The organism is Agrobacterium sp. 719_389, from assembly GCF_900188475.1.
GTDB lineage: Bacteria > Pseudomonadota > Alphaproteobacteria > Rhizobiales > Rhizobiaceae > Agrobacterium > Agrobacterium radiobacter.
The window spans coordinates 49,287-70,212 of sequence record NZ_FYEM01000013.1; the positions used below are offsets into that span (position 1 = coordinate 49,287).

At 59.3% G+C, this 20,926-nt stretch carries 20 protein-coding genes and 1 tRNA gene; 17 read left to right on the top strand and 4 right to left on the bottom strand.

What is annotated here, in order from left to right; translation table 11 throughout:
• The first annotated feature begins 5 nt into the window (after window positions 1-5).
• The 6 genes from CFB10_RS21225 (at window position 6) to glpK (ending at window position 6,533) form a co-directional block, all read left to right on the top strand.
• Complete coding sequence (locus CFB10_RS21225; RefSeq protein WP_020009203.1) at window positions 6-1,076, top strand: ABC transporter ATP-binding protein; 1,071 nt, start codon at window positions 6-8, stop codon at window positions 1,074-1,076.
• A 2-nt stretch (window positions 1,077-1,078) separates the two neighbouring features.
• Window positions 1,079-1,945, top strand: a complete 867-nt coding sequence (locus CFB10_RS21230) for a carbohydrate ABC transporter permease (RefSeq protein ID WP_020009202.1) — start codon at window positions 1,079-1,081, stop codon at window positions 1,943-1,945.
• A gap of 3 nt (window positions 1,946-1,948) precedes the next feature.
• Window positions 1,949-2,872 carry a carbohydrate ABC transporter permease gene (locus CFB10_RS21235; RefSeq protein ID WP_003505890.1) on the top strand — a complete coding sequence of 308 codons (924 nt, stop codon included), beginning with the start codon at window positions 1,949-1,951 and terminating at the stop codon, window positions 2,870-2,872.
• Between the two features lie 2 nt (window positions 2,873-2,874).
• Entirely contained in the window at window positions 2,875-3,168 is a 294-nt protein-coding gene (locus CFB10_RS21240) for a DUF2160 domain-containing protein (protein WP_020009200.1), read from the top strand.
• Window positions 3,169-3,242: 74 nt separating this feature from the next.
• Window positions 3,243-4,964, top strand: a complete 1,722-nt coding sequence (locus CFB10_RS21245; protein ID WP_020009199.1) for an ABC transporter substrate-binding protein — start codon at window positions 3,243-3,245, stop codon at window positions 4,962-4,964.
• Between the two features lie 69 nt (window positions 4,965-5,033).
• On the top strand, window positions 5,034-6,533 hold the full coding sequence (gene glpK / locus CFB10_RS21250; protein ID WP_020009198.1) for a glycerol kinase GlpK: 1,500 nt from the start codon (window positions 5,034-5,036) through the stop codon (window positions 6,531-6,533).
• Between the two features lie 55 nt (window positions 6,534-6,588).
• Here glpK and CFB10_RS21255 read toward each other — a convergent pair whose 3' ends face one another.
• Window positions 6,589-7,449 carry a LysR family transcriptional regulator gene (locus CFB10_RS21255; protein WP_020009197.1) on the bottom strand — a complete coding sequence of 287 codons (861 nt, stop codon included), beginning with the start codon at window positions 7,447-7,449 and terminating at the stop codon, window positions 6,589-6,591.
• A gap of 98 nt (window positions 7,450-7,547) precedes the next feature.
• Between CFB10_RS21255 and CFB10_RS21260 the strand changes: the two genes are divergently transcribed.
• Window positions 7,548-8,567, top strand: a complete 1,020-nt coding sequence (locus CFB10_RS21260; RefSeq protein ID WP_020009196.1) for a bile acid:sodium symporter family protein — start codon at window positions 7,548-7,550, stop codon at window positions 8,565-8,567.
• 63 nt (window positions 8,568-8,630) lie between these two features.
• On the opposite strand, the gene hspL is transcribed toward CFB10_RS21260, so the two are convergent.
• Window positions 8,631-9,113: a heat shock protein HspL gene (gene hspL / locus CFB10_RS21265; protein ID WP_020009195.1), complete on the bottom strand. Its 483-nt coding sequence runs from the start codon at window positions 9,111-9,113 to the stop codon at window positions 8,631-8,633.
• 233 nt (window positions 9,114-9,346) lie between these two features.
• Here hspL and CFB10_RS21270 point away from each other — a divergent pair, with 233 nt between their 5' ends.
• Together CFB10_RS21270 and CFB10_RS21275 are read left to right on the top strand one after the other, a co-directional pair.
• Window positions 9,347-9,520, top strand: coding sequence for a hypothetical protein (locus CFB10_RS21270; protein ID WP_003505907.1), 174 nt, complete (start codon window positions 9,347-9,349; stop codon window positions 9,518-9,520).
• Entirely contained in the window at window positions 9,492-10,433 is a 942-nt protein-coding gene (locus tag CFB10_RS21275; protein ID WP_020009194.1) for an alpha/beta fold hydrolase, read from the top strand. The genes CFB10_RS21270 and CFB10_RS21275 overlap by 29 nt, the downstream gene beginning before the upstream one ends.
• A 20-nt stretch (window positions 10,434-10,453) precedes the next feature.
• On the opposite strand, the gene hisN is transcribed toward CFB10_RS21275, so the two are convergent.
• Both hisN and CFB10_RS21285 read right to left on the bottom strand, forming a co-directional pair.
• Entirely contained in the window at window positions 10,454-11,230 is a 777-nt protein-coding gene (gene hisN, locus CFB10_RS21280; RefSeq protein WP_020009193.1) for a histidinol-phosphatase, read from the bottom strand.
• A gap of 320 nt (window positions 11,231-11,550) precedes the next feature.
• The gene (locus tag CFB10_RS21285) at window positions 11,551-12,435 is read right to left on the bottom strand and encodes an N-formylglutamate amidohydrolase (RefSeq protein ID WP_020009192.1); all 885 of its coding nucleotides are present in this window, start codon (window positions 12,433-12,435) and stop codon (window positions 11,551-11,553) included.
• A gap of 181 nt (window positions 12,436-12,616) precedes the next feature.
• Here CFB10_RS21285 and cpdR point away from each other — a divergent pair, with 181 nt between their 5' ends.
• From cpdR to CFB10_RS21325, 8 genes are all read left to right on the top strand, one after another.
• Window positions 12,617-12,979, top strand: a complete 363-nt coding sequence (cpdR, locus tag CFB10_RS21290; protein ID WP_003497910.1) for a cell cycle two-component system response regulator CpdR — start codon at window positions 12,617-12,619, stop codon at window positions 12,977-12,979.
• An 81-nt stretch (window positions 12,980-13,060) separates the two neighbouring features.
• Window positions 13,061-13,135, top strand: a tRNA-Val gene (locus CFB10_RS21295).
• Between the two features lie 316 nt (window positions 13,136-13,451).
• Window positions 13,452-14,465 (top strand): substrate-binding domain-containing protein, encoded by a 1,014-nt coding sequence (locus CFB10_RS21300; RefSeq protein ID WP_020009191.1) that lies wholly within the window; start codon window positions 13,452-13,454, stop codon window positions 14,463-14,465.
• A gap of 70 nt (window positions 14,466-14,535) precedes the next feature.
• Complete coding sequence (locus CFB10_RS21305; RefSeq protein WP_020009190.1) at window positions 14,536-16,056, top strand: sugar ABC transporter ATP-binding protein; 1,521 nt, start codon at window positions 14,536-14,538, stop codon at window positions 16,054-16,056.
• A 12-nt stretch (window positions 16,057-16,068) separates the two neighbouring features.
• Window positions 16,069-17,070 (top strand): ABC transporter permease, encoded by a 1,002-nt coding sequence (locus tag CFB10_RS21310; RefSeq protein ID WP_003505919.1) that lies wholly within the window; start codon window positions 16,069-16,071, stop codon window positions 17,068-17,070.
• A 41-nt stretch (window positions 17,071-17,111) separates the two neighbouring features.
• Window positions 17,112-18,086, top strand: a complete 975-nt coding sequence (locus CFB10_RS21315; protein WP_020009189.1) for a sugar-binding transcriptional regulator — start codon at window positions 17,112-17,114, stop codon at window positions 18,084-18,086.
• Window positions 18,083-19,081 (top strand): aldo/keto reductase, encoded by a 999-nt coding sequence (locus tag CFB10_RS21320; RefSeq protein WP_020009188.1) that lies wholly within the window; start codon window positions 18,083-18,085, stop codon window positions 19,079-19,081. The genes CFB10_RS21315 and CFB10_RS21320 overlap by 4 nt, the downstream gene beginning before the upstream one ends.
• Before the next feature lie 119 nt (window positions 19,082-19,200).
• Entirely contained in the window at window positions 19,201-20,925 is a 1,725-nt protein-coding gene (locus CFB10_RS21325; protein WP_020009187.1) for a glycerol-3-phosphate dehydrogenase/oxidase, read from the top strand.
• Window position 20,926: the final 1 nt, after the last annotated feature.

Genomic DNA, 20,926 nt, shown 5'->3' on the forward strand with positions numbered 1-20,926 from the left:
CGGTCATGGCACGCATCACGCTCGATCATATCCGCCACGCCTATAATGCCAAGGCGCAGGCTGCCGGCGAATATGCCCTGAAGGAAGTCCATCACGAATGGGAGGACGGCGGCGCCTATGCGCTGCTCGGCCCTTCCGGCTGCGGCAAGACCACGTTGCTCAATATCATTTCCGGGCTGCTGCGTCCGTCGGAAGGCCGTATCGCCTTTGACGGAACTGACGTGACCGATTTTGCCACCGAAGACCGCAATATTGCGCAGGTGTTCCAGTTCCCGGTCGTCTACGACACGATGACGGTCTACGACAATCTGGCCTTTCCGCTGAGGAACCGGCATGTGCCGGAGGCCGAGGTTGACCGCCGGGTGCGGGAAATTCTCGAAATGACCGATCTTTCCGGCATGGCCAAACGCCATGCGCGGGGGCTGACGGCAGACCAGAAGCAGAAGATTTCGCTGGCGCGGGGCCTGGTACGTTCCGACGTCAATGCCATCCTTTTCGACGAACCGCTGACGGTGATCGATCCGCATATGAAGTGGGTGCTGCGCTCGCAGCTGAAGCGTCTGCATCGCCAGTCCGGTTTCACCATGGTTTATGTGACCCATGACCAGACCGAGGCTTTGACCTTCGCGGACAAGGTGGTCGTCATGTATGACGGGCAGATCGTCCAGATCGGTACGCCCGCCGAACTCTTCGAACGGCCGGGACACACTTTCGTCGGTTATTTCATCGGCTCACCGGGCATGAACGTTTTGCCCGCCAGCATCGAAGGCGCGACAGCTGTTGTCGGTGGCCTCGGCGTGCCGCTGGCAGGTGCGCCAAAGGTTGACGGGGCGCAACGCATCGAGATCGGTATCCGCCCGGAATTTGTCCGGCTGGAACGGGGCGGTATGCCCATCACCGTCGACAAGGTGGAGGATATCGGCCGGCAGAAGATCGTGCGCGCCCGGTTCGCCGGCCAGAAGCTCGCGATTGTCGTTGCGGAAGACGAGGAAATTCCGGCGGAAGCGGGTGTTCGCTTCGATCCGGCCGCGATCGGCGTCTTTGCCGATTCCTGGCGCGTGAAGATGGGAGCCTGACCATGGAAAAGAGCTGGAACAACAAAGCGTGGTTCTTGGTGCTGCCGGTGCTGGTGCTGGTCGCCTTTTCCGCCGTCATTCCGCTGATGACGGTGGTGAACTATTCGGTACAGGACACCTTCGGCAACAACCAGTTCTTCTGGGCGGGAACGCAATGGTTCGAGGAAATCCTCAGTTCCGATCGCTTCTGGAACGCTCTCGGACGAAACCTGGTGTTTTCCGGCATCATATTGGCGATCGAAATTCCGCTCGGCATATTCATCGCGCTCAAGATGCCCAAATCCGGCATCGGCGTGCCGGTCTGCCTCGTGACGATGGCGCTGCCGCTGCTGGTGCCTTGGAATGTTGTCGGCACGATCTGGCAGGTGTTCGGCCGCAGCGATATCGGACTGCTCGGTTATTACGCCAATCAGCTTGGGCTTGACTATAACTACGTCAACGATCCCGTCGACGCGTGGATTACGGTCATCATCATGGATGTGTGGCACTGGACAAGCCTTGTCGTGCTGTTGTGCTACGCCAGCCTCGTCTCCATTCCGGACGCCTATTATCAGGCGGCAAGGATCGATGGCGCGTCACGTTTTGCCGTGTTCCGGTACATCCAGCTGCCGAAGATGAAGCGGGTGCTGCTGATCGCCTTCCTGCTGCGCTTCATGGACAGCTTCATGATCTATACCGAGCCTTTCGTCGTCACCGGCGGCGGCCCCGGCAATTCCACGACCTTCCTGTCCATCGATCTCGTGAAGGTCGCGCTCGGCCAGTTTGACCTCGGGCCTGCGGCGGCCATGTCGCTGATCTACTTCCTCATCATCCTGCTGCTGTCCTGGGTGTTCTACACCGTCATGACCAGCCACGACGCGGAGACTTGAGACATGAGTGCTTCGAACGTCACGACTGGTGTGGAACGTAATGGCATGGGCACGGGTTCTGCGGCAGTTGCTGCCTCGGTACGGCCTGGTTTTGCCGCAACGGCAAGGTCACGCCGCCACCATGGGCCGTCCAGGTTTTCCTGGCTGGTGCCGACGATCTATATCGTACTGTTGCTCGTGCCGATCTACTGGCTCATCAATATGAGCTTCAAGACGAATTCGGAAATCGTCTCATCCATGACGCTTTATCCGCACCAGCCAACGTTGCAGAACTACAGGACGATCTTCACGGATTCATCCTGGTATTCGGGTTACATCAATTCGATTACTTACGTCGTGATGAATATGGTGATTTCAGTCGCGGCGGCGCTTCCAGCGGCTTACGCCTTCTCCCGTTACCGTTTTCTGGGCGACAAGCACCTGTTCTTCTGGCTGCTGACAAACCGCATGGCGCCGCCCGCCGTCTTCGCGCTTCCCTTCTTCCAGCTCTATTCGGCCTTCGGCCTGATCGACACACACATTGCCGTGGCACTGGCGCATTGCCTGTTCAACGTGCCGCTGGCGGTGTGGATCCTCGAAGGCTTCATGTCGGGCGTGCCGAAGGAGATCGACGAGACAGCCTATATTGACGGTTACTCCTTCCCGAAATTCTTCGTGAAGATCTTCATGCCGCTTATCGCCTCCGGCATCGGTGTCGCCTGCTTCTTCAGTTTCATGTTCTCGTGGGTCGAGCTTCTGATCGCCCGCACGCTGACGACGACCGACGCCAAGCCGATCGCCGCGACGATGACGCGCACCGTTTCCGCCGCCGGCATGGACTGGGGCCTGCTTGCCGCCGCCGGGGTGCTGACGCTCATTCCGGGTGCGCTGGTGATCTGGTTCGTTCGTAATTACATCGCCAAGGGCTTTGCGCTGGGGAGGGTTTGACCATGATGAAGATGCCCGATTTTACCTGGATGGCCTGGACCTGGCAGACGGCCGCGTTTTTCGGCGCCATCGCCGTGCTGCTCGTCGGCATGTGGTTCTGGGAATATTTCTCGCCCGGCGGCAATCCCCGCTTCGGCCTCTTGCGCTTCGAGACAACGCGCGGCGACCGGTTGTTCATCTCGCTGCTCGGCAGCGCCTTCATTCATCTCGCATGGCTCGGGCTGGTCGGCCCGAACCTGTGGTGGGCTCTCGCTCTATCCTTGGTCTACGCCGTCGGCGTTTTCCGTTTTGTCTAGAGCAGGAAAACGGTGCGGCGGAGGAAACCGCACCCGCAGACTTCATGCAATCGCAAACCCTTGGGAGGACTGACATGCGACGGCATCTGATGACGACGACGGCGGCCATGCTGCTGGCAATGACGGGTTCCGCTTTCGCCGGAATGGAGGAAGCAAAGCAGTTTCTGGACAAGGAAATCGGCGATATGTCGTCGCTTTCGCGTGCAGATCAGGAAAAGGAACTGCAATGGTTTATCGATGCCGCGAAACCTTTCGCAGGCATGGACATCAAGGTCGTTTCCGAATCCCTGACCACGCATGAATATGAATCCAAGGTTCTGGCACCGGCCTTTACCGCCATCACCGGCATCAAGGTCACGCATGACATCATCCAGGAAGGTGACGTCGTCGAAAAAATCCAGACCCAGATGCAGACCGGCCAGAACCTTTATGACGGCTGGGTGAATGACAGCGACCTTATCGGCACGCATTGGCGCTACCAGCAGGTTCGTAACCTGACCGACTTCATGGCCAATGAGGGCAAGGACGTTACCAATCCCGGCCTCGACCTCAAGGATTTCATCGGCAGCGCCTTTACGACGGCGCCGGACAAGAAGCTCTACCAGCTTCCCGACCAGCAGTTCGCGAACCTTTATTGGTTCCGTTACGACTGGTTTAATGACGACAAGAACAAGGCCGATTTCAAGGCCAAGTACGGTTATGACCTCGGTGTTCCCGTCAACTGGTCGGCCTATGAGGATATCGCCGAATTCTTCACCGGCCGCGATGTTGGCGGCAAGAAGGTCTTCGGCCATATGGACTACGGCAAGAAGGACCCGTCACTCGGCTGGCGCTTCACCGATGCCTGGCTTTCCATGGCCGGCAACGGCGACAAGGGCCTGCCGAACGGTCTGCCGGTCGATGAGTGGGGTATCAAGGTCAATGACAAGTCGCAGCCGGTCGGCTCCTGCGTGGCGCGCGGCGGCGATACCAATGGTCCGGCTTCCGTCTATTCCATCGAGAAATATCTCGAATGGCTGAAGAAATATGCGCCGCCGGAAGCGCAGGGCATGACCTTCTCCGAATCCGGTCCGGTGCCGGCGCAGGGCAACATCGCCCAGCAGATTTTCTGGTACACGGCCTTCACCGCCGACATGGCCAAGCCCGGCCTGCCTGTGGTGAACGAGGACGGTTCGCCGAAATGGCGCGTCGCACCTTCGCCGCATGGCGTCTACTGGAAAGACGGCATGAAGCTCGGTTATCAGGACGTGGGCTCCTGGACGCTGATGAAATCCACCCCCGACGACCGTGCCAAGGCCGCCTGGCTTTATGCGCAGTTCGTGACTTCGAAGACCGTTGACGTGAAGAAGAGCCATGTGGGTCTCACCTTCATCCGTGACTCTACCATTCATCACCAGAGCTTCACGGATCGGGCTTCCAAACTGGGTGGTCTCATTGAGTTCTATCGCTCGCCGGCCCGCGTGCAATGGTCGCCGACCGGCACCAACGTTCCTGATTATCCGAAACTGGCGCAGCTCTGGTGGCAGGCAATCGGCGATGCGTCGTCGGGTGCGAAAACCGCTCAGGCTGCGATGGACTCGCTCTGCGCCGAGCAGGAAAAGGTCATGGCCCGTATCGAGCGCGCCGGTGTGCAGGGTGATATCGGCCCGAAACTGGCGGAGGAGCACGATATCGACTACTGGAACAAGGATGCCGTTTCGAAGGGCAATCTGGCGCCGCAGCTGAAGATCGCCAACGAAAAGGAAAAGCCGGTCACCGTCAATTACGACGAACTGGTCAAAAGCTGGCAGAAGTAATGTCTGCATGAAATCTTAAACCGGGGCGGCTTTGCCGCCCCGTCATTGCGTCTGAAAGGGAGTGACATCATGGGCGGTTATATTCTGGCGATCGATCAGGGAACGACATCGACAAGGTCGATGGTCTTTGATCGCGACATGCGGGTTATCGGTGTCGGGCAGCGAGAATTTCCGCAGCATTTCCCGGCCTCCGGCTGGGTCGAACACGATGCCGAGGATATCTGGAAAAGTGTGCTGGAAACCATCCGGCTCGCGCTTGCCGATGCCGGCCTCGCCGCATCCGATATCGCGGCGATCGGCATCACCAACCAGCGCGAAACGACTGTGCTTTGGGACCGCAACACCGGCGAGGCCGTGCATCGCGCCGTCGTCTGGCAGGATCGGCGCGCCGCGCCTGTCTGCGAGGATCTGAAACGCCGGGGACTGGAGCCGCTTTTTTCGAAAAAGACCGGGCTGCTGCTCGATCCCTATTTTTCCGGCACGAAGCTGAAATGGATCCTCGACAGCGTCAGCGGCCTTCGCGAAAAAGCCGTGAAGGGAGACATCTGCTTCGGTACGGTGGACAGTTTCCTGATCTACCGTCTTACCGGCGGCCGCCGCCATGTGACCGACGCCACCAATGCCTCGCGAACGCTGATCTACAATATCGAAGACAACGCCTGGGATGATGAACTCCTCTCGATCCTCGATATTCCGCGCGCCATGCTGCCGGAAGTGCTGGATTGCGCTGCCGATTTCGGCGTGACGGACAAGTCGCTGCTGGGTGCGGAAATTCCGATCCTTGGCGTCGCCGGCGACCAGCAGGCGGCTGTGATCGGCAACGCCTGCTTCGAGCCCGGCATGATGAAATCAACCTATGGCACCGGCTGCTTTGCGCTTCTCAACACCGGCACTGATCGCGTCGCCTCCACCAACCGCCTGTTGACGACGATCGCTTACCGCCTTGATGGCGTCACCACCTATGCGCTCGAAGGCTCGATCTTTATCGCCGGCGCCGCCGTGCAATGGCTGCGTGACGAGCTTGGTTTCATCTCGGTTGCATCAGAAGTCAGCGCGCTTGCTGAAAAGGCCGATCCCAGGCAGCGTGTTTATCTCGTGCCGGCCTTTACCGGTCTCGGCGCGCCTTATTGGGACGCCGAGGCGCGGGGTGCGATCTTTGGCCTGACACGCGGCACCGGCCCGGCGGAATTTGCGCGCGCGGCGCTGGAAAGCGTGGCCTACCAGACCTTCGATCTGCTGGACGCCATGCGCAAGGACTGGGAGGGTGACAATGGCAAGACGGTGCTGAGGGTCGATGGCGGCATGGTCGCTTCCGATTGGACCATGCAGCGACTGGCGGACATTCTCGCAGCACCCGTCGATCGTCCTGTCTTCCTCGAAACGACCATTCTTGGCGCTGCATGGCTCGCAGCATCGCGCGCTGGCATCTGGCCGGACCGCAAGGCCTTTGCCGACCATTGGCGGCGTGACCGCCGTTTCAGCCCGGATATGGAGGAGGGTGAGCGGAAGAACGCCATTGCCGGCTGGCGCGACAGCGTCGGCCGTTGCCTCTCGAAACGGGAAAACTAGAGGATTTCCAGCAAAATTGCGAAGCGGTTTTGCGTTCGGAAATGCGCCAGGAAGTCTATACGAAGCTGCCGGGTGCGATGCTCTTGCTCGACACCAGATCGGAAAGGGCGCGCACCAGCTTCGTATCCGCGCCCTTGCGGGGCTGAAGCACGAATTCCACATCCTCCAGCACTGGCAGCACACCCGCCGCAATCTCCTTGAGACCGGCCGGCGCCATGCTGCGTGGCTGCACCAGAATGCCCATGCCCGCTCTTGCAGCAGCGGTCAGTCCACTAAGGCTGCCACAGGTGCAGACGATCCGCCAGGAGAGGCCGGCTCGGTCCAATGCTTCCTGCGCCGCCTTTCGGGTGATGCTGGGCGGCGGGAAGGCGATCAGCGGCAGGGCGTCCGGCTGGTTCAGCATGCGTTCCGGGTCGCGCGCCAGCCAGACGAGCGGTTCGCGGTAAAGGAAGTGACCCAGCTTGTCGCCGAGGCGGCGTTTGGCGAGCACCACATCCAGCTCGCCATTATCCTGCATCTGGTAAAGCACGCCGCTCAGCGAGACCGTCAGCTCGAGATCCACCAATGGATAAAGGCGGATGAATTCCTCCAGAATGGCCGTCAGCCGGCTGGCGACGAAATCCTCCGAGACGCCGAGCCGCAGCCGCCCGCGCAGACGGTTTTCGCTGAAGAGCGATGAGACCTTGCTGTCGATCTCCAGCATGTTGCGGGCATAACCAAGCAGCGCCTCGCCCTCGCCAGTCAGTTTCACCTGATGGGTGCTGCGGGCGATCAGCCGGCGGCCAAGGGCTGCCTCAAGCCTTTGAATATGCTGGCTGACGGTGGATTGGCCGATACCCAGCCGCTCGGCAGCAAGCGTGAAGCTGCCGGTTTGCTGAAGCATGACGAAGCTGGCAAGATGTTGAAGGTTCAGCATTATCTCAAATCGTGATAACTGTTAATCTTTGCATCCGAAATCATGATGAGCGATAGTGGCGACCGTTTCAAGCAAAACCGATGCCGGAAAGACCTCCCATGACCCGCTTCCTGCCCGATCGTTTCACCATGATGCTGGTGGCCACCGTGATTTTGGCTTCCATCTTGCCAATCAGCGGCGAGCCGGCGGAATATTTCGGGCTTGCGACGAAACTGGCGATCGCGCTTCTTTTCTTTTTGCATGGCGCGCGGCTTTCGCGGGATGTGGTGATTGCGGGCATCCTGCACTGGCGCCTGCATCTGGCGATCCTGCTCGTCACCTTCGGCCTTTTCCCGCTTCTTGGCGTGGCGATCGGTTTCATTCCCGAAAGCATCCTGCCGGCACCTCTTTATATGGGTGTGCTGTTTCTCTGCGTGCTGCCATCCACCGTGCAGTCTTCCATCGCCTTCACCTCCATGGCGGGCGGAAACGTGCCAGCGGCAATCTGTTCGGCCTCGGCCTCGAATATCTTCGGCATGTTCCTGACACCATTGCTGGTTGGCCTGCTGTTTACGGTGGGCGGCCATGGCGGCGGCTTTTCGCTGGACGCGTTCCTGCAAATCTTCCTGCAGCTTCTGTTGCCGTTCATCGTCGGGCAGGCTCTGCAGCCTTGGATCGGCGACTGGATCCGGGCGCGCAAGAAGCTGCTGTCCCCGGTCGACCGCGGCTCGATCCTGATGGTGGTCTATCTCGCATTCTCCGACGCAGTCATCGAAGGCATCTGGCACACGTTCTCGATCAGGGATATCGGCGTTGTCATCCTCATCAACATCGTGCTTCTGGCGCCTGTTCTGTGCGTAACCATGTTCGGCAGCCGTCTGCTCGGTTTCGAGAAGGCCGATGAAATCACCATTACCTTCTGCGGATCCAAGAAGAGCCTCGCAAGCGGTGTTCCCATGGCAGGCGCGATTTTCGCCGGCCAGAGCATAGGCGCGATTGTTCTGCCGATCATGCTCTTCCACCAGATACAGCTGATGGTCTGTGCGGTTCTTGCCCAGCGTTATGCCCGCAAGGCGCATGAAAAGGCAGCGATCGCGGAAACCGCTGCCGCAGAGGGTGCGGCGGCCTCCGCTCGCTGACAGGATTTCCGCAAACAAAAACGGCCCCGTAAAGGGGCCGTTCTTTTTGCATGTCAGAAAAGCTCAGTTGACCTGAGCCGGGGAAATCTGGGCTTCGATCGTCTTCGGCGCATCGGCGCTGTCGGACGAGATCGCGATGCGGCGCGGCTTCATTGCTTCCGGAATATTGCGGACGAGGTCGATGTGAAGCAGGCCGTTCTTCAAGGAAGCGGTCTGGACTTCGACGTGGTCGGCAAGCTGGAAGCGGCGTTCGAAAGCGCGTGTGGCGATGCCGCGATACAGGAATTCTCCCTCGGCCGTTTTTTCGTCCGTGGCCTTCTCGGCCTTCACCGTCAGCGTATTGGCGCGGGATTCGATGCTGAGTTCGTTCTCATCGAAACCGGCAACGGCCATGGTGATGCGATAGGTGTTTTCACCGGTCCGCTCAATATTGTAGGGCGGATAGGACTGGGCCTGTTCGGGCTGGCCGAGGCCGTCAAGCATCGAAAAAAGACGGTCGAAGCCGACGGTGGAACGATAGAGGGGGGAAAAATCAACGTGACGCATGGTGTCCTCCTTAAGAAGCGACTGTTTGCGGTTAAGTCCGGCGTCCCGTTCTGGCTACGGCCGGACATCTGGCGCGGTCCCGTTCTGGCGACCGCATGAATGAGATGGGAATGGCTTGCCGCCGCGTCAAGGGGCGTAAAAAGGTGAAAGCAACATGAACCATGGCTGAACGTCAGGTTCCGGCATCGTTCAGTTTGAGAGCCATAGAACATCGGTCATCGGAGACATTCTCCGTGGACAGAAGCAATAACGTCCCTTCTTCTTCTGTCTTATTCGCCGGAACCGCGACTGCTTTAACCGACGGTTCCGGCAATTTTTTCTTTGACCTTCCCGCGCCGCCGACCTATCCCGAAAAGGCACAAAAGCCGGAAAAGACCGATGATCGAAGCCACATTGCGCGCCAGTGAAGACAACCCGGTTCCCGGCAGCCATACCGTCGGATATTTTGCCGGCCATGGCGGCAAACAGCTTCGATATGCGATCTTCCGCGCCAGCCGCCAGATTGCCCGCGGAACCGTGGTTCTGCTGCATGGCAGGAATGAATGTATCGAGAAATATTTCGAAACGGTTGGCGATCTTACTGCCATGGGTTTCTGGGTTGCGACCTTCGATACACGCGGGCAGGGCGGTTCCGAGAGGCTGCTGAAGAAGCCGGGCGCCGGGCATGTGCGGCGGTTCTCCGACTACCAGCATGACATCAGCCTTTTTCTCGAACAGGTGGTGCTGCCGGATACGCGGCTGCCATTCTTCATGATCGCGCATTCCACCGGCGCGCTTGCAGCACTTGCGGCTGCTCCCGGCCTGTCGAACCGCATCGACCGTCTGGCGCTTTGTTCGCCCTTCATCGAGCTGGATAGCCAGCAATCGGTTCCCTCACCCGTGATCCGCATTGTTGCGACGGCGTTGAGTCTTGTCGGTCTCGGCAGGGTTCAGCTCGGCAGGGACCAGCGCGAGCGGGATTTCGACGGCAACCCGCTGACCTCGGACGCCAGGCGTTTTGCCAGAAATCTGACCCTGCACCGGCAATTTCCGGAACTTTTCATCGGCGCGCCGACGGCGCGCTGGGTCTATGAGGCGCTGAAGACCATGGGCCGCGTGACCCGCCAGGATCACCTGACGAACATTACCGTACCGACGCTTATTCTGGCCCCGATGCTGGATACGATCACGCCCTATAAGGCGCAGGAAGAGCTCTCACGCAATTTCCGGGCGGCGCAGCTTCTTCCGATAACCGGCGCGCGCCATGAATTGCTGCATGAGCGCGACGTTTTCCGCAAACAGGCGCTGGCGGCCATCGACGCGTTTTTCGCGCCGGAGTGACGGTCGCTTAAGCGGGCTGCCTAGAGTTTGGAGAGAATGGCGAGCGCCTGTTCGTGCACCGCTTTTGAGCCGGCTGCGAGAATGCGGCCACCATTTTCAGGACGCCCGCCATCCCAGGTGGTCATGATGCCGCCGGCCTGTTCGATGACGGGGATCAATGCGCCGACATCATAGGGCTTCAGGCCGGATTCGATCACCAGATCGACGTGGCCGGCCGCAAGCAGGCAATAGGCGTAACAATCCACGCCGTAGCGGAAAAGACGGACCTGATCCTGCACTTCTTCGTAAAGGGGCTTTTCTTCCGCAGTGAAGATGTGGGGAGTCGTGGTGAACAGCACGGCGTCCGATAGCGAAGCGCAGTCGCGTGTGCGGATCTTCCGCTCGCCATCCGGCCCGAAATACCACGCCGCCTCGCCATCGGCGAAATAACGCTCTTTGGTGAAGGGCTGGTCCATGATGCCCATCGTGGCGCGGCCGGCCGACTGGAAGCCGATCAGTGTGCCCCACACGGGCACGCCCGAAATGAAGGCGCGGGTGCCGTCGATCGGGTCGATGACCCAGATATGGTCGCGGTCGAGGCCGACATTGCCGTGTTCTTCGCCGAGAATACCATGCTGCGGAAAATTTGCCTCAATCAGGGTGCGAATGGCGGTTTCCGCTGCCTGATCGCCTTCCGTCACCGGGTCGTAGCCACCATCCTGCTTATTGGTGACCGCAATGCCCGTGCGGAAGCGGGGAAGCGTCTCAGCGCTGGCGGCATCGGCAAGTTTGAAGAAGAAATCCCGGTCGGGCAGCATTGCGAAACCTCATCGCCTGAATATTGGGTCTGAATTCTGTGGCGCAATGCATAGACCGGAATCACATCCGCCGTCCACTCATACGGATGACGGGACGGGTGTTTCCATATTTTCAGCATAAGCCTAAAAAATATGCATAAAATAAAATGATTGACAATTGTGCATATACTGCGTAGCGTGACCCTGCAGTCTTTGACTGTAAATACCCTCCTTGGGTGTTTCCTCCCTAGACTTGACCGCGCCAAGGCGCGGTTTTTTTTGCCCGGCAGGCCGCCAGGTGATCCGGGATAAAAGATTGAATTAGCGGGTGATTAGAGCTGCTACTCGGCAGCGAGCGACGTTTCTATCGCGTATTCGGAAACGAAGACGCCGAGCTGGCGCATGAAGATTTCAAGCGATGCCTGGATGGCCGGAAAATCGGTTTTTTTCAAAAGCGTCTTTTCATCGACGTAAAGTGCGCGATTGACTTCAATCTGCAGCGCATGCAGCGAGCGGATCGGCCGGCCATAATGTTCGGTGATGAAGCCGCCGGCATAGGGTTTGTTACAGACCGCGACAAAACCCAGTTCCTCGAGAAAATGCAGCGCGGCGCGGGAGACTTCCTGGGATGCGCTGGTGCCGTAGCGATCGCCGATGATCACATCCGGCCTGAGATTCGAGCCGGCGACGCGGATATTGCCCGGCATGGAATGGCAATCGATCAGTACCGCCATTCCGAAATTGGCGTGGGTGCGTGACAGCAGGCGGCGCAGGCAGGCATGGTAGGGCTTGTAGATCGTCTCGATACGCGAGAGCGCCTCGTCGACCGGCAGGCGGTGGGCATAGATATCCATATTCTCGGCGACGATGCGCGGCACGGTTCCGAGACCGCCGGCAACCCGCATGGAGCCGATATTGGCATAAGGCGGCAACGTGCCCTCGAACATGCGGGGATCGAGTTCGTAGGGTTCGCGATTGACGTCCAGATAGGCGCGCGGAAAATTCGCCTTCAGAAGCGGTGCGCCGATCTCCGGTGCTGCCGCGAACAGCTCGTCGACGAAGTGATCTTCGGAGCGGCGTATCTCGTGCGAATCGAGCCGTGCCGATTCCAGGAAGGAAATGGGGTAGCAGCGGCCGCTATGGGGGGAATTATAGACAAATGGCAGGGTTTGAACGGCAGGTTCCGTTACCTCAAAAAGCTCATATTCACCCGTTACCCAGTCCATTCAGTGCCATTTACCATGTCGCAAACAATCGGGATGTTCATGTTGCCAGTTACGGTGCGGCAAGTCCATACTGTCGCCCAAGCAGCGCTATACCGATTCACGCGTTCACAGGATATTTACCGTGAAAATCCTATAATCGGGCTAGGGTATTCCAAACATTGAGTAGTTACGGTCACTTATGATGAATCAGAAAATTCTTCTCGCTGAAGACGACAACGATATGCGCCGCTTTCTCGTCAAGGCGCTGGAAAAAGCCGGTTACAAGGTTTCTTCCTTCGACAATGGCGCCAGCGCCTATGACCGGCTTCGCGAAGAGCCCTTTTCGCTCCTGCTGACCGATATCGTCATGCCCGAAATGGATGGCATCGAGCTCGCACGGCGCGCGACCGAACTCGACCCGGATCTCAAAGTCATGTTCATCACCGGCTTTGCAGCCGTTGCACTGAACGCCGATTCGAAGGCTCCGAAGGACGCCAAGGTGCTTTCCAAGCCGTTCCATCTGCGCGATCTGGTGGATGAGGTCAACAAACTCCTTGTGGCGTAAGGCCTCTCAAAAAACCTTCACAAAACCGAAAAAAAGCAGTTGACGCATCAACCGGTTTTGTGGTCTATCCGCCGCCACGGAGGGCGTGTAGCTCAGCGGGAGAGCACTACGTTGACATCGTAGGGGTCACAGGTTCAATCCCTGTCACGCCCACCATCCGAATTCATGAGAAGGGTTTCTGAGCGATCAGAAACCCTTTTCTCGTTTCTGGCCTGCGCTTACGGCTGCCTCTTTTCTCAAGCCCGAGAGTTTCCTTGCGACCTGGCCAACTTCAGGAAATCGACAAAGCGGGAATCGGTTGCGCTGATTTCAATCTTGGCCGCACTCGCGCTTCGCAATAAATTTCACTGCACAAAATAAAATTCAAACTACGTTGACGTGACCTGGGTTTCCAGCTATCTCAAGTGACATGCAATAAATTACAGCAGATAAAATTTATTGCGGACTAGGTCATTGTCCTTGGGAGGGGAATATGTTGGCTTTTCTGAAATCGACCGCTGCCGCGGGTGTTATAGCCGTGGCAATTTCCGCTAGTGCCGGTTCTCAGGCCGTCGCTGCGGGCAAATTCGCCTGCGAGCCGGGCGAGACCTATGTGATGAACGTCATGGTTTCCAGCCACCCCTATTGGGTACCGGTCTTCGAGGGCTTCAAGCAGGCTGCGAAGGCACTCGGCTGCGAGGCCGTTTTTACCGGTACGCCGGAATATGACATCACCAAGCAGATCGCGTCCTTCGAGCAGGAGCTTGTGAAAAAGCCGAAAGGCATCCTGCTGCACCCGATGCAGGCCGATCCATTTATCGAACCCATCAACAAGGCGATTGGCTCCGGCGTTTCGGTGACGACGTTTGCGGCGGATTCTCCGAAGTCGAAGCGCACCGCCTACATCACCTCTGATAATGTTGCCGAGGCGAAATTCGCGGCTGACGAAATCGTCAAGAAGCTTGGCGAGAAAGGCGAATATGCCGTTCTGGAAAATCCGGGACAAAGCAACCACGATCTGCGCGTCACCGCCCTCATCGACTATATGGGGCGCACCTATCCGGAAATGAAGCTGGTCGGCCGCCAGGCGACCAACCAGGATGCGAATGTCGCCTATCAGGCGGTTGGCGCCCTGCTGCAGGCCAATCCAAATCTCGGCGCATTATGGATCCCCGAGGCCGGTTCGGCTGAAGGCGCGACCACCGCTGTTCTCGAGGCAAAAAAGAAGGTCCTGATCCTGCATGCGGATATCACGCCCGCGACGCTGGAGCACATCAAGCAGGGCAATATCTACATGTCCATCAATCCCAATCAGGGCGTTCAGGGTTTCATGGGTTTCATGAACACCTTTCTCGGCGCCCATTCGGATCTGATCGACCCGTTCAACGACTACAAGGTTTCCGGCTTCAACCCGATGCAGGTTCCTTCGATGGACAATGGCTTCGCCGTCATCACCAAGGCTAACGCCGCTTCCTTCGATCTCAACGACTACATGAAGGGGCGCTGACGCGTCGCTCTGGACCCGGCGAGGTTTGCGCCTCGCCGGCCATAAGGGGAAGCAGGTTCGGGAGGGCGTTATGGGTGAGGTCATCCTCAGCATGACGAATATTCACAAGGCGTTCGGCCCCGTGCGGGCGCTGCGCAATGCGGCATTTGAGCTGCGGCGCGGCGAAATCCACGCGCTGGCGGGTGAAAACGGCGCCGGCAAGTCGACGCTGATGCATATCATCGACGGCATTTTGCAGCCGGATGGCGGGGAAATCCTGCTGGATGGCAAACCGGTCAAGATATCCTCGCCCAATGCGGCGAACCGGCTTGGCATCGGCTTCGTGCATCAGGAGATCGCGCTCTGCCCGGAGATTTCGGTTGCCGAAAACATGTTCATGTCGCAGACCGGCCAAAGCCGTTCCTGGTTCATGAACTATCGCGACCTCGAAAGGCAGGCGGCAATCGTGCTGCGGGAAATCGGCGATATCGATCCCACCCGCCGCGCCGGCGACCTTTCGATTTCGCAACAGCAGATCGTCGAGATCGCCAAGGCGCTGACGCTGGATTGCCGTATCCTCATCCTTGACGAGCCAACGGCGGCTTTGACCGAGACCGAAGCCCAGACGCTTTTCAGGATCATGCACCGGCTGGCCGAACGGGGCATTGCCATCATCTATATCTCGCATCGTATGGCGGAGATTTTCGACCATTGCGACCGCATCACCGTCATGCGCGACGGCTGCCATATCAGGACGGAGAATATTGCCGATATTTCCCCCGAGGAAGTCGTCAACAGCATGGTGGGACGTGTGCTCGACAAGCTCTATCCGCCAAAGCTTTCGGACGACGAGAAATCCGATGACGTTATTCTTTCAGTCCGTGCCTTGAATGAAGGAAAGCGCGTTTTCGATGTCAATTTCGATCTGCGTCGGGGCGAAATCCTGGGGTTGGCGGGGCTGATCGGTGCGGGAAGAAGCGAGATCGCCCGGGCGGTCTGCCGGCTGGAGGGGAAACCGCGAGGCGAGGTTACGCTGCGTGGCCGGCCGCTGAGGCTGAAAGACTACCGCGACAGCATCCGCGAGGGGTTGGTCTATCTTTCCGAGGACCGCAAAGGGGACGGGCTGTTCCTCAATATGTCCATCGCCTCGAATGTCTCCGCGCTCGATATCGGCAGGGTATCGAACGGCATGGGATTCATCGAACGGCGCAAGGAAATGAAGCGGGCAGATGAGCTGGGGCGCCGGCTGAAATTGCGGGCGAACAGTGTCGGCGATGCGGTGTCTACCTTGAGCGGCGGCAACCAGCAGAAAGTAGCGCTGGCGAAGATGCTGTCGGTGGAGCCCGAGGTCATCTTTCTGGATGAGCCGACACGCGGGGTGGATGTGGGTGCGAAAGCCGAAATCCACCGCCAGATCCGGGAGTTGGCGCGCGAAGGTGTCGGCGTGGTCGTCATATCCTCGGAGCTGCCGGAACTCATCGGCGTCAGCGATCGCGTGCTGGTGGTGCGCGAGGGGCGGATCACGGGTGAGGTCGAGGGCGAAGACATGACGGAGGAAAAGATCATGCAGCTTGCATCGATCAATATTGTGCATAGCCCGGAAAGGGCCTGAGGGAGCGGGAAAATGGCAACATCGGAAACACCTTCAAGCCTTGCCGAAACGGCGGTTCGCCGCACCGCCTGGTGGGAGCCGGCGCTCAAGGCGCGGGAAACCGGGCTGATCGTCATCATCCTCGCGCTTTTCGCGGTGATGTCCTTCATATCCCCGTATTTCCTGACCGTGGATAATCTGCGGGCCATGGCGATGGTCTTCGCCATCGAAAGCATCGTCGTGGTGGGCATGACGATCCTGTTGATCTCGGGCGGCATCGATCTTTCCGTCGGCTCCGTCACCGCACTTGCGATGGTGGCGGCCGGTTGGCTGTTCCTCAACGGCGTCGACCCTTGGGTGGCGGCGGGGCTGGCCATCTGCCTGACGACATTGGTCGGCATGGCCATGGGATTCCTGACCACGGTCATCGGCCTGCATCATTTCATCGTGTCGCTGGGCGTCATGGTGATTGCGCGCGGTGTGTGCCTGCTGGCAACCGGCGGGCGGCCACTGGGGCTCTATTCCCTGCCGCCCGAATTCAAGTTCATCGGTCAGGGTGTGATTGGCGGCATTCCGCTGGTGCTGATCATATTTGCGGTGGTGGTCGTCTCTTTCGATCTGCTGCTGCGGCGCACGACCGCCTTCCGTAAGGTGTTCTATACCGGCAGCAATCCCAAGGCCGCAGCCTATTCCGGCATCCGCGTCGGCCGGGTCGTGTTTGCCACCACCACGCTTTGTTCGATGCTGTGCGGTGTTGCAGGCGTTATCTACATGGCCCGCTTCGGTTCTGCCCAGCCGAGCTTTGGCGTCGGCATGGAACTCAACGTTATTGCGGCGGCGGTTATCGGCGGCGCGAGCCTTTCGGGCGGCTCGGGCACCATTCTCGGTGCAATCCTTGGGGCGATCCTTCTCTCGGTCGTTTCCAGTTCGCTTGCCTTGCTCAATGTGTCTGTCTACTGGCAGGACATCATCAGGGGAAGCATATTGCTGACTGCGGTTCTGTTCGACCACTATCTGGTCAGGCGTCGCCGCTGAGCGCCCATTGAACGCCCATGGGTAACTGGAGAAAGACGATTATGCTGGATATCAAGGACGATTTCGATCAACAGAGACAGATGTATTCCGTCCTGGTGCTGCATTTCATCGAGGGGGTGAAGCAGTCAGAGATCGCCGAGCGGCTCAATCTTTCCCATACCAAGGTGAACCGCATGATTGCGGCCGGCCGTAAGGCGGGCATGGTGAAGATCACCATCGCCAGCCCCTATCAGAGGCTGGTGGATCTTGAGAGCGAGATCACCCGCCGTTTCGGCCTCAGGCAGTCGGTGGTCACGCCAACGGTATCCGATAATCCGGAAACCGCCTTGCAGATGGTGGGTCGGGTGGCCGCCAACCATTTGCTGGAGACGATCCGTGACGGCGACGTGATTGCGATTACGGGCGGCAAGGCGGTGAGCGCGGTTGTCGACAATCTGCAGGCGGAGCGCCGTTTCGATGTGCGGGTGGTGCCTTTGACGGGCGGCGTCCAGGGCAAGCACTATACGGATGTCAATCATCTCGCCACGCAACTGGCGGAAAAGCTGGGCGGCAGCGCCTCGCTCGTGCATGCGCCGCTGTTTGCCGAGGATGAGGAGCAGCGCGATCTGCTGATGAATGTCGCATCGATCCGCGAGGTCTTCGATCTGGCGCGTCAGGCGCAGGTGGCGCTGGTCGGCATCGGCTCGGTGGAAGCGCCGGGCTCCGGTTATTACGATCTTCTGCCGGATGCCGCCCGCGGCGGGCAGGCGCTGGTTGATGCGGGCATTGCCGGGGAGTTTCTCGCCCACCTCACCATGGCGGACGGGCAGCTGGCGCGGATCGATCTCAACTCGCGCGTCGTGGCGCTGGACCCCGGGCAGCTTGCCCGGTGCCCGAATATCATCGGCGTGGCGGCGGGCGCAATCAAGGCCGGCCCGGTGGCTGCCACGCTTGCCGGCCGCTATCTGACCTCGCTCGTCGTCGACGAGGCGATAGCCGGCTATTTACTGGATCATGAAGAAGGGGAAACCTCGTGACGGACGATGCAATATTGACCCGGACGATCGGCGGCAGCGCCATCAGCGCATCCGCCGTGGGGCTTGGCACCTGGGCCATCGGCGGCTGGATGTGGGGCGGCACCGACGAACGGCAGTCCATCGCCGCTATCCAGGCCTCCATCGATGCAGGCATTTCCCTCATCGACACCGCGCCGGCCTATGGCATGGGGCTTGCAGAAACCATCGTTGGCAAGGCAATTGCCGGCAGGCGCGACAAGGTCGTGCTGGTCACCAAATGCGGGCTTGTCTGGCATGTGAATGAGGGCTCTTATTTCTTCCATCAGGATGGCAAGCCGGTTCACCGCTATCTCGGTGCAGCATCCATAAGGCACGAGGTCGAAGAGAGCCTGAAACGGCTCGGAACCGACTATATCGACCATTACGTCACCCATTGGCAGGACGCCACGACACCGATTGCCGAGACAGTCGGGGCTTTGGTGCGGCTGAAGGAGGAGGGAAAGATCCGTTCCATCGGGGCAAGCAACGTCTCGCAGGACGATCTCGAAGCCTATATCGCAACCGGCGCGCTGGATGCCATTCAGGAAGAATATTCCATGGTGAAGCGCGGTATCGAGACGACGCTCCTGCCGCTTTGCCTGGAGAATGCCGTCTCGGTTCTCAGCTATTCGTCCTTGGCGCTCGGTCTCCTCTCGGGCAAGGTCGGGCCGGAGCGGGTTTTTGCGGAAGACGACCAGCGTCACGGAAATCCGCGCTTCAGCCAGGCGAACCGCCAGAAAATCGCACGGTTGATGGGGGTGCTGGAACCGGTGGCGGCCAACCATGAGGCTTCGGTCGCGCAGGTGGTGATTGCCTGGACGATTGCGCAGCCCGGCATAACATTTTCGCTGTGTGGCGCGCGCGATCCGGCTCAGGCGGTTGAAAACGCCGCGGCGGCGCGTCTTCGCCTCACGGAGAGTGAACTGGCGCTTATCAGCGCCGGCGTCGCGGAGCATCTTGTGGGGCTCGATACCTGATTATGTAAGCTGAGACGGGGCTTCAGGCGACAGCGCATCATTTTCGTCCCGTCTCTCATGTCGCTTTAAACGGTCAACAACATTGGGACGCTGGTCATCAGCCAGCGAACGGTATTTCTATGCCCAGTTTTCGCGAGGACGCTCTGCGCCGCATCCGGCACGATGGTGATTTTGATGCCGTCGTTATCGGCGGCGGCATCAACGGAATTGCCGCCTACCGCGATCTCGCCTTGCAGGGGCTGCGGGTGCTGCTGGTCGAGCGGAACGATTTTTCCTCAGGCTGCAGCGCCGCACCCTCGCGCATGATCCATGGCGGCCTGCGTTATCTCGAAAACGGCGAATTCGGCCTTGTGGCAGAGTCCTTGCGGGAGCGGGATGCACTTCTGAGGCTCGCGCCGCATATGGTTCGTCCGCTGCCGACAACGATCCCGATTTTTTCGACTTTCAGCGGCCTCTTCAACGCAGCGGCAACCTTTGCCGGCTCCGGCGGAAAACCTGCAAGCCGGGGCGCTCTCGCCATCAAGACGGGCCTTATGCTCTATGATTTCGTCACCCGTAAAAACCGCATCCTGCCCCGTCACACGTTTCGTGGTGCGCCCGGAACTTTGCAGCATTGGCCGGATCTGACACCGGACATCAGATATTCCGCCACCTATTATGATGCGTGGATAAGCCAGCCCGAACGGCTTGCGCTGGAGCTTCTGATCGACACCTGTGCCGATGCACCGCAAAGCATTGCGCTCAACTATGCCGAACTTGTTCGTCTAGGCGATGAGTACCGTCTTCGGCTGGAGGGCGCGGATGAAACCCTGCCCGTCCGCCCAAGGATCATCGTCAATGCGACCGGCGCATGGATCGACGAGACGATAGGAGCGCTGGCCGCCGGACCAGTGGCGGAGAAAGCAAAACCGACCGTCTCTGGAACCAAGGGATCGCATCTGATCATCGCCAACGAAGCGCTTCTCAAGGCCCTGAATGGCCATATGATCTTTTTTGAGAATGCCGATAATCGCGTCTGTATCCTCTTTCCCTATCTCGGCCGGGTTCTCGCGGGGTCGACCGATATCAAGGTGGATCGTCCCGAACGGGTGCGCTGCGAGCCCGAGGAACGGGATTATATTCTGGACGCGATCCGGCAGGTCTTTCCGCAGATTGACATCGACCATTCCGACATCGTCTTCAGTTTCAGCGGCATACGCCCGCTGCCGCGCAGCGACGCCGCCTTTACCGGAAAAATATCCCGCAGCCATTTCATCCACCGCGTTGCGGGCGATCCGCCGCAGCTCTGCATGATCGGCGGCAAGTGGACCACCTTCAGAGCCTTTGGGGAGCAGGTAACCGACGAGGTTCTGGCCTTTCTTGGGCGCCGACGGCTGACTGGCACCATGGATCGCCCAATCGGCGGCGGCAGGAATTTTCCTGCCGGTGCAGGCAGCCTGCCGGCCTTGCTGTCCGAGGAGTTTTCGATCGCCGGAGACCGGGCGGCGCATCTGGCTCTGGCTTACGGCTCCCGCGCCTTCGATCTGATGGGCTTTTGCCGGGACCGTGCGGATGATGCGCCGCTTTCAGAAAAATCGCCGATCACCGCCGCAGAGGTGATCTGGCTGATCCGCTGCGAACACGTGCGACACCTGACCGATCTCGTGTTGCGGCGCACGACGCTCGCCATCACCGGCGTCATCGATGCCGATCTGATCGACGCGATCTTGGACGTCGTGGCACGCGAGCTGGGCTGGCCGGCCGCCCAGACGGCGGCGGAACGGCAACGGCTTACCCATGAGCTGGAGACTTTTTACGGCGTCACGCCGGCAATGCTTCAACACAGATGCAAGGAGAATGCATGAT

What these genes read in the sequence shown, in the direction of transcription:
- CFB10_RS21225 (WP_020009203.1), top strand. Translation starts at nt 6, where the DNA reads ATGGCACGCATCACGCTCGATCATATCCGCCACGCCTATAATGCCAAG.
- CFB10_RS21230 (WP_020009202.1), top strand. Translation starts at nt 1,079, where the DNA reads ATGGAAAAGAGCTGGAACAACAAAGCGTGGTTCTTGGTGCTGCCGGTG.
- CFB10_RS21235 (WP_003505890.1), top strand. Translation starts at nt 1,949, where the DNA reads ATGAGTGCTTCGAACGTCACGACTGGTGTGGAACGTAATGGCATGGGC.
- CFB10_RS21240 (WP_020009200.1), top strand. Translation starts at nt 2,875, where the DNA reads ATGATGAAGATGCCCGATTTTACCTGGATGGCCTGGACCTGGCAGACG.
- CFB10_RS21245 (WP_020009199.1), top strand. Translation starts at nt 3,243, where the DNA reads ATGCGACGGCATCTGATGACGACGACGGCGGCCATGCTGCTGGCAATG.
- glpK (WP_020009198.1), top strand. Translation starts at nt 5,034, where the DNA reads ATGGGCGGTTATATTCTGGCGATCGATCAGGGAACGACATCGACAAGG.
- CFB10_RS21255 (WP_020009197.1), bottom strand. Translation starts at nt 7,449, where the DNA reads ATGCTGAACCTTCAACATCTTGCCAGCTTCGTCATGCTTCAGCAAACC.
- CFB10_RS21260 (WP_020009196.1), top strand. Translation starts at nt 7,548, where the DNA reads ATGACCCGCTTCCTGCCCGATCGTTTCACCATGATGCTGGTGGCCACC.
- hspL (WP_020009195.1), bottom strand. Translation starts at nt 9,113, where the DNA reads ATGCGTCACGTTGATTTTTCCCCCCTCTATCGTTCCACCGTCGGCTTC.
- CFB10_RS21275 (WP_020009194.1), top strand. Translation starts at nt 9,492, where the DNA reads ATGATCGAAGCCACATTGCGCGCCAGTGAAGACAACCCGGTTCCCGGC.
- hisN (WP_020009193.1), bottom strand. Translation starts at nt 11,230, where the DNA reads ATGCTGCCCGACCGGGATTTCTTCTTCAAACTTGCCGATGCCGCCAGC.
- CFB10_RS21285 (WP_020009192.1), bottom strand. Translation starts at nt 12,435, where the DNA reads ATGGACTGGGTAACGGGTGAATATGAGCTTTTTGAGGTAACGGAACCT.
- cpdR (WP_003497910.1), top strand. Translation starts at nt 12,617, where the DNA reads ATGAATCAGAAAATTCTTCTCGCTGAAGACGACAACGATATGCGCCGC.
- CFB10_RS21300 (WP_020009191.1), top strand. Translation starts at nt 13,452, where the DNA reads ATGTTGGCTTTTCTGAAATCGACCGCTGCCGCGGGTGTTATAGCCGTG.
- CFB10_RS21305 (WP_020009190.1), top strand. Translation starts at nt 14,536, where the DNA reads ATGGGTGAGGTCATCCTCAGCATGACGAATATTCACAAGGCGTTCGGC.
- CFB10_RS21310 (WP_003505919.1), top strand. Translation starts at nt 16,069, where the DNA reads ATGGCAACATCGGAAACACCTTCAAGCCTTGCCGAAACGGCGGTTCGC.
- CFB10_RS21315 (WP_020009189.1), top strand. Translation starts at nt 17,112, where the DNA reads ATGCTGGATATCAAGGACGATTTCGATCAACAGAGACAGATGTATTCC.
- CFB10_RS21325 (WP_020009187.1), top strand. Translation starts at nt 19,201, where the DNA reads ATGCCCAGTTTTCGCGAGGACGCTCTGCGCCGCATCCGGCACGATGGT.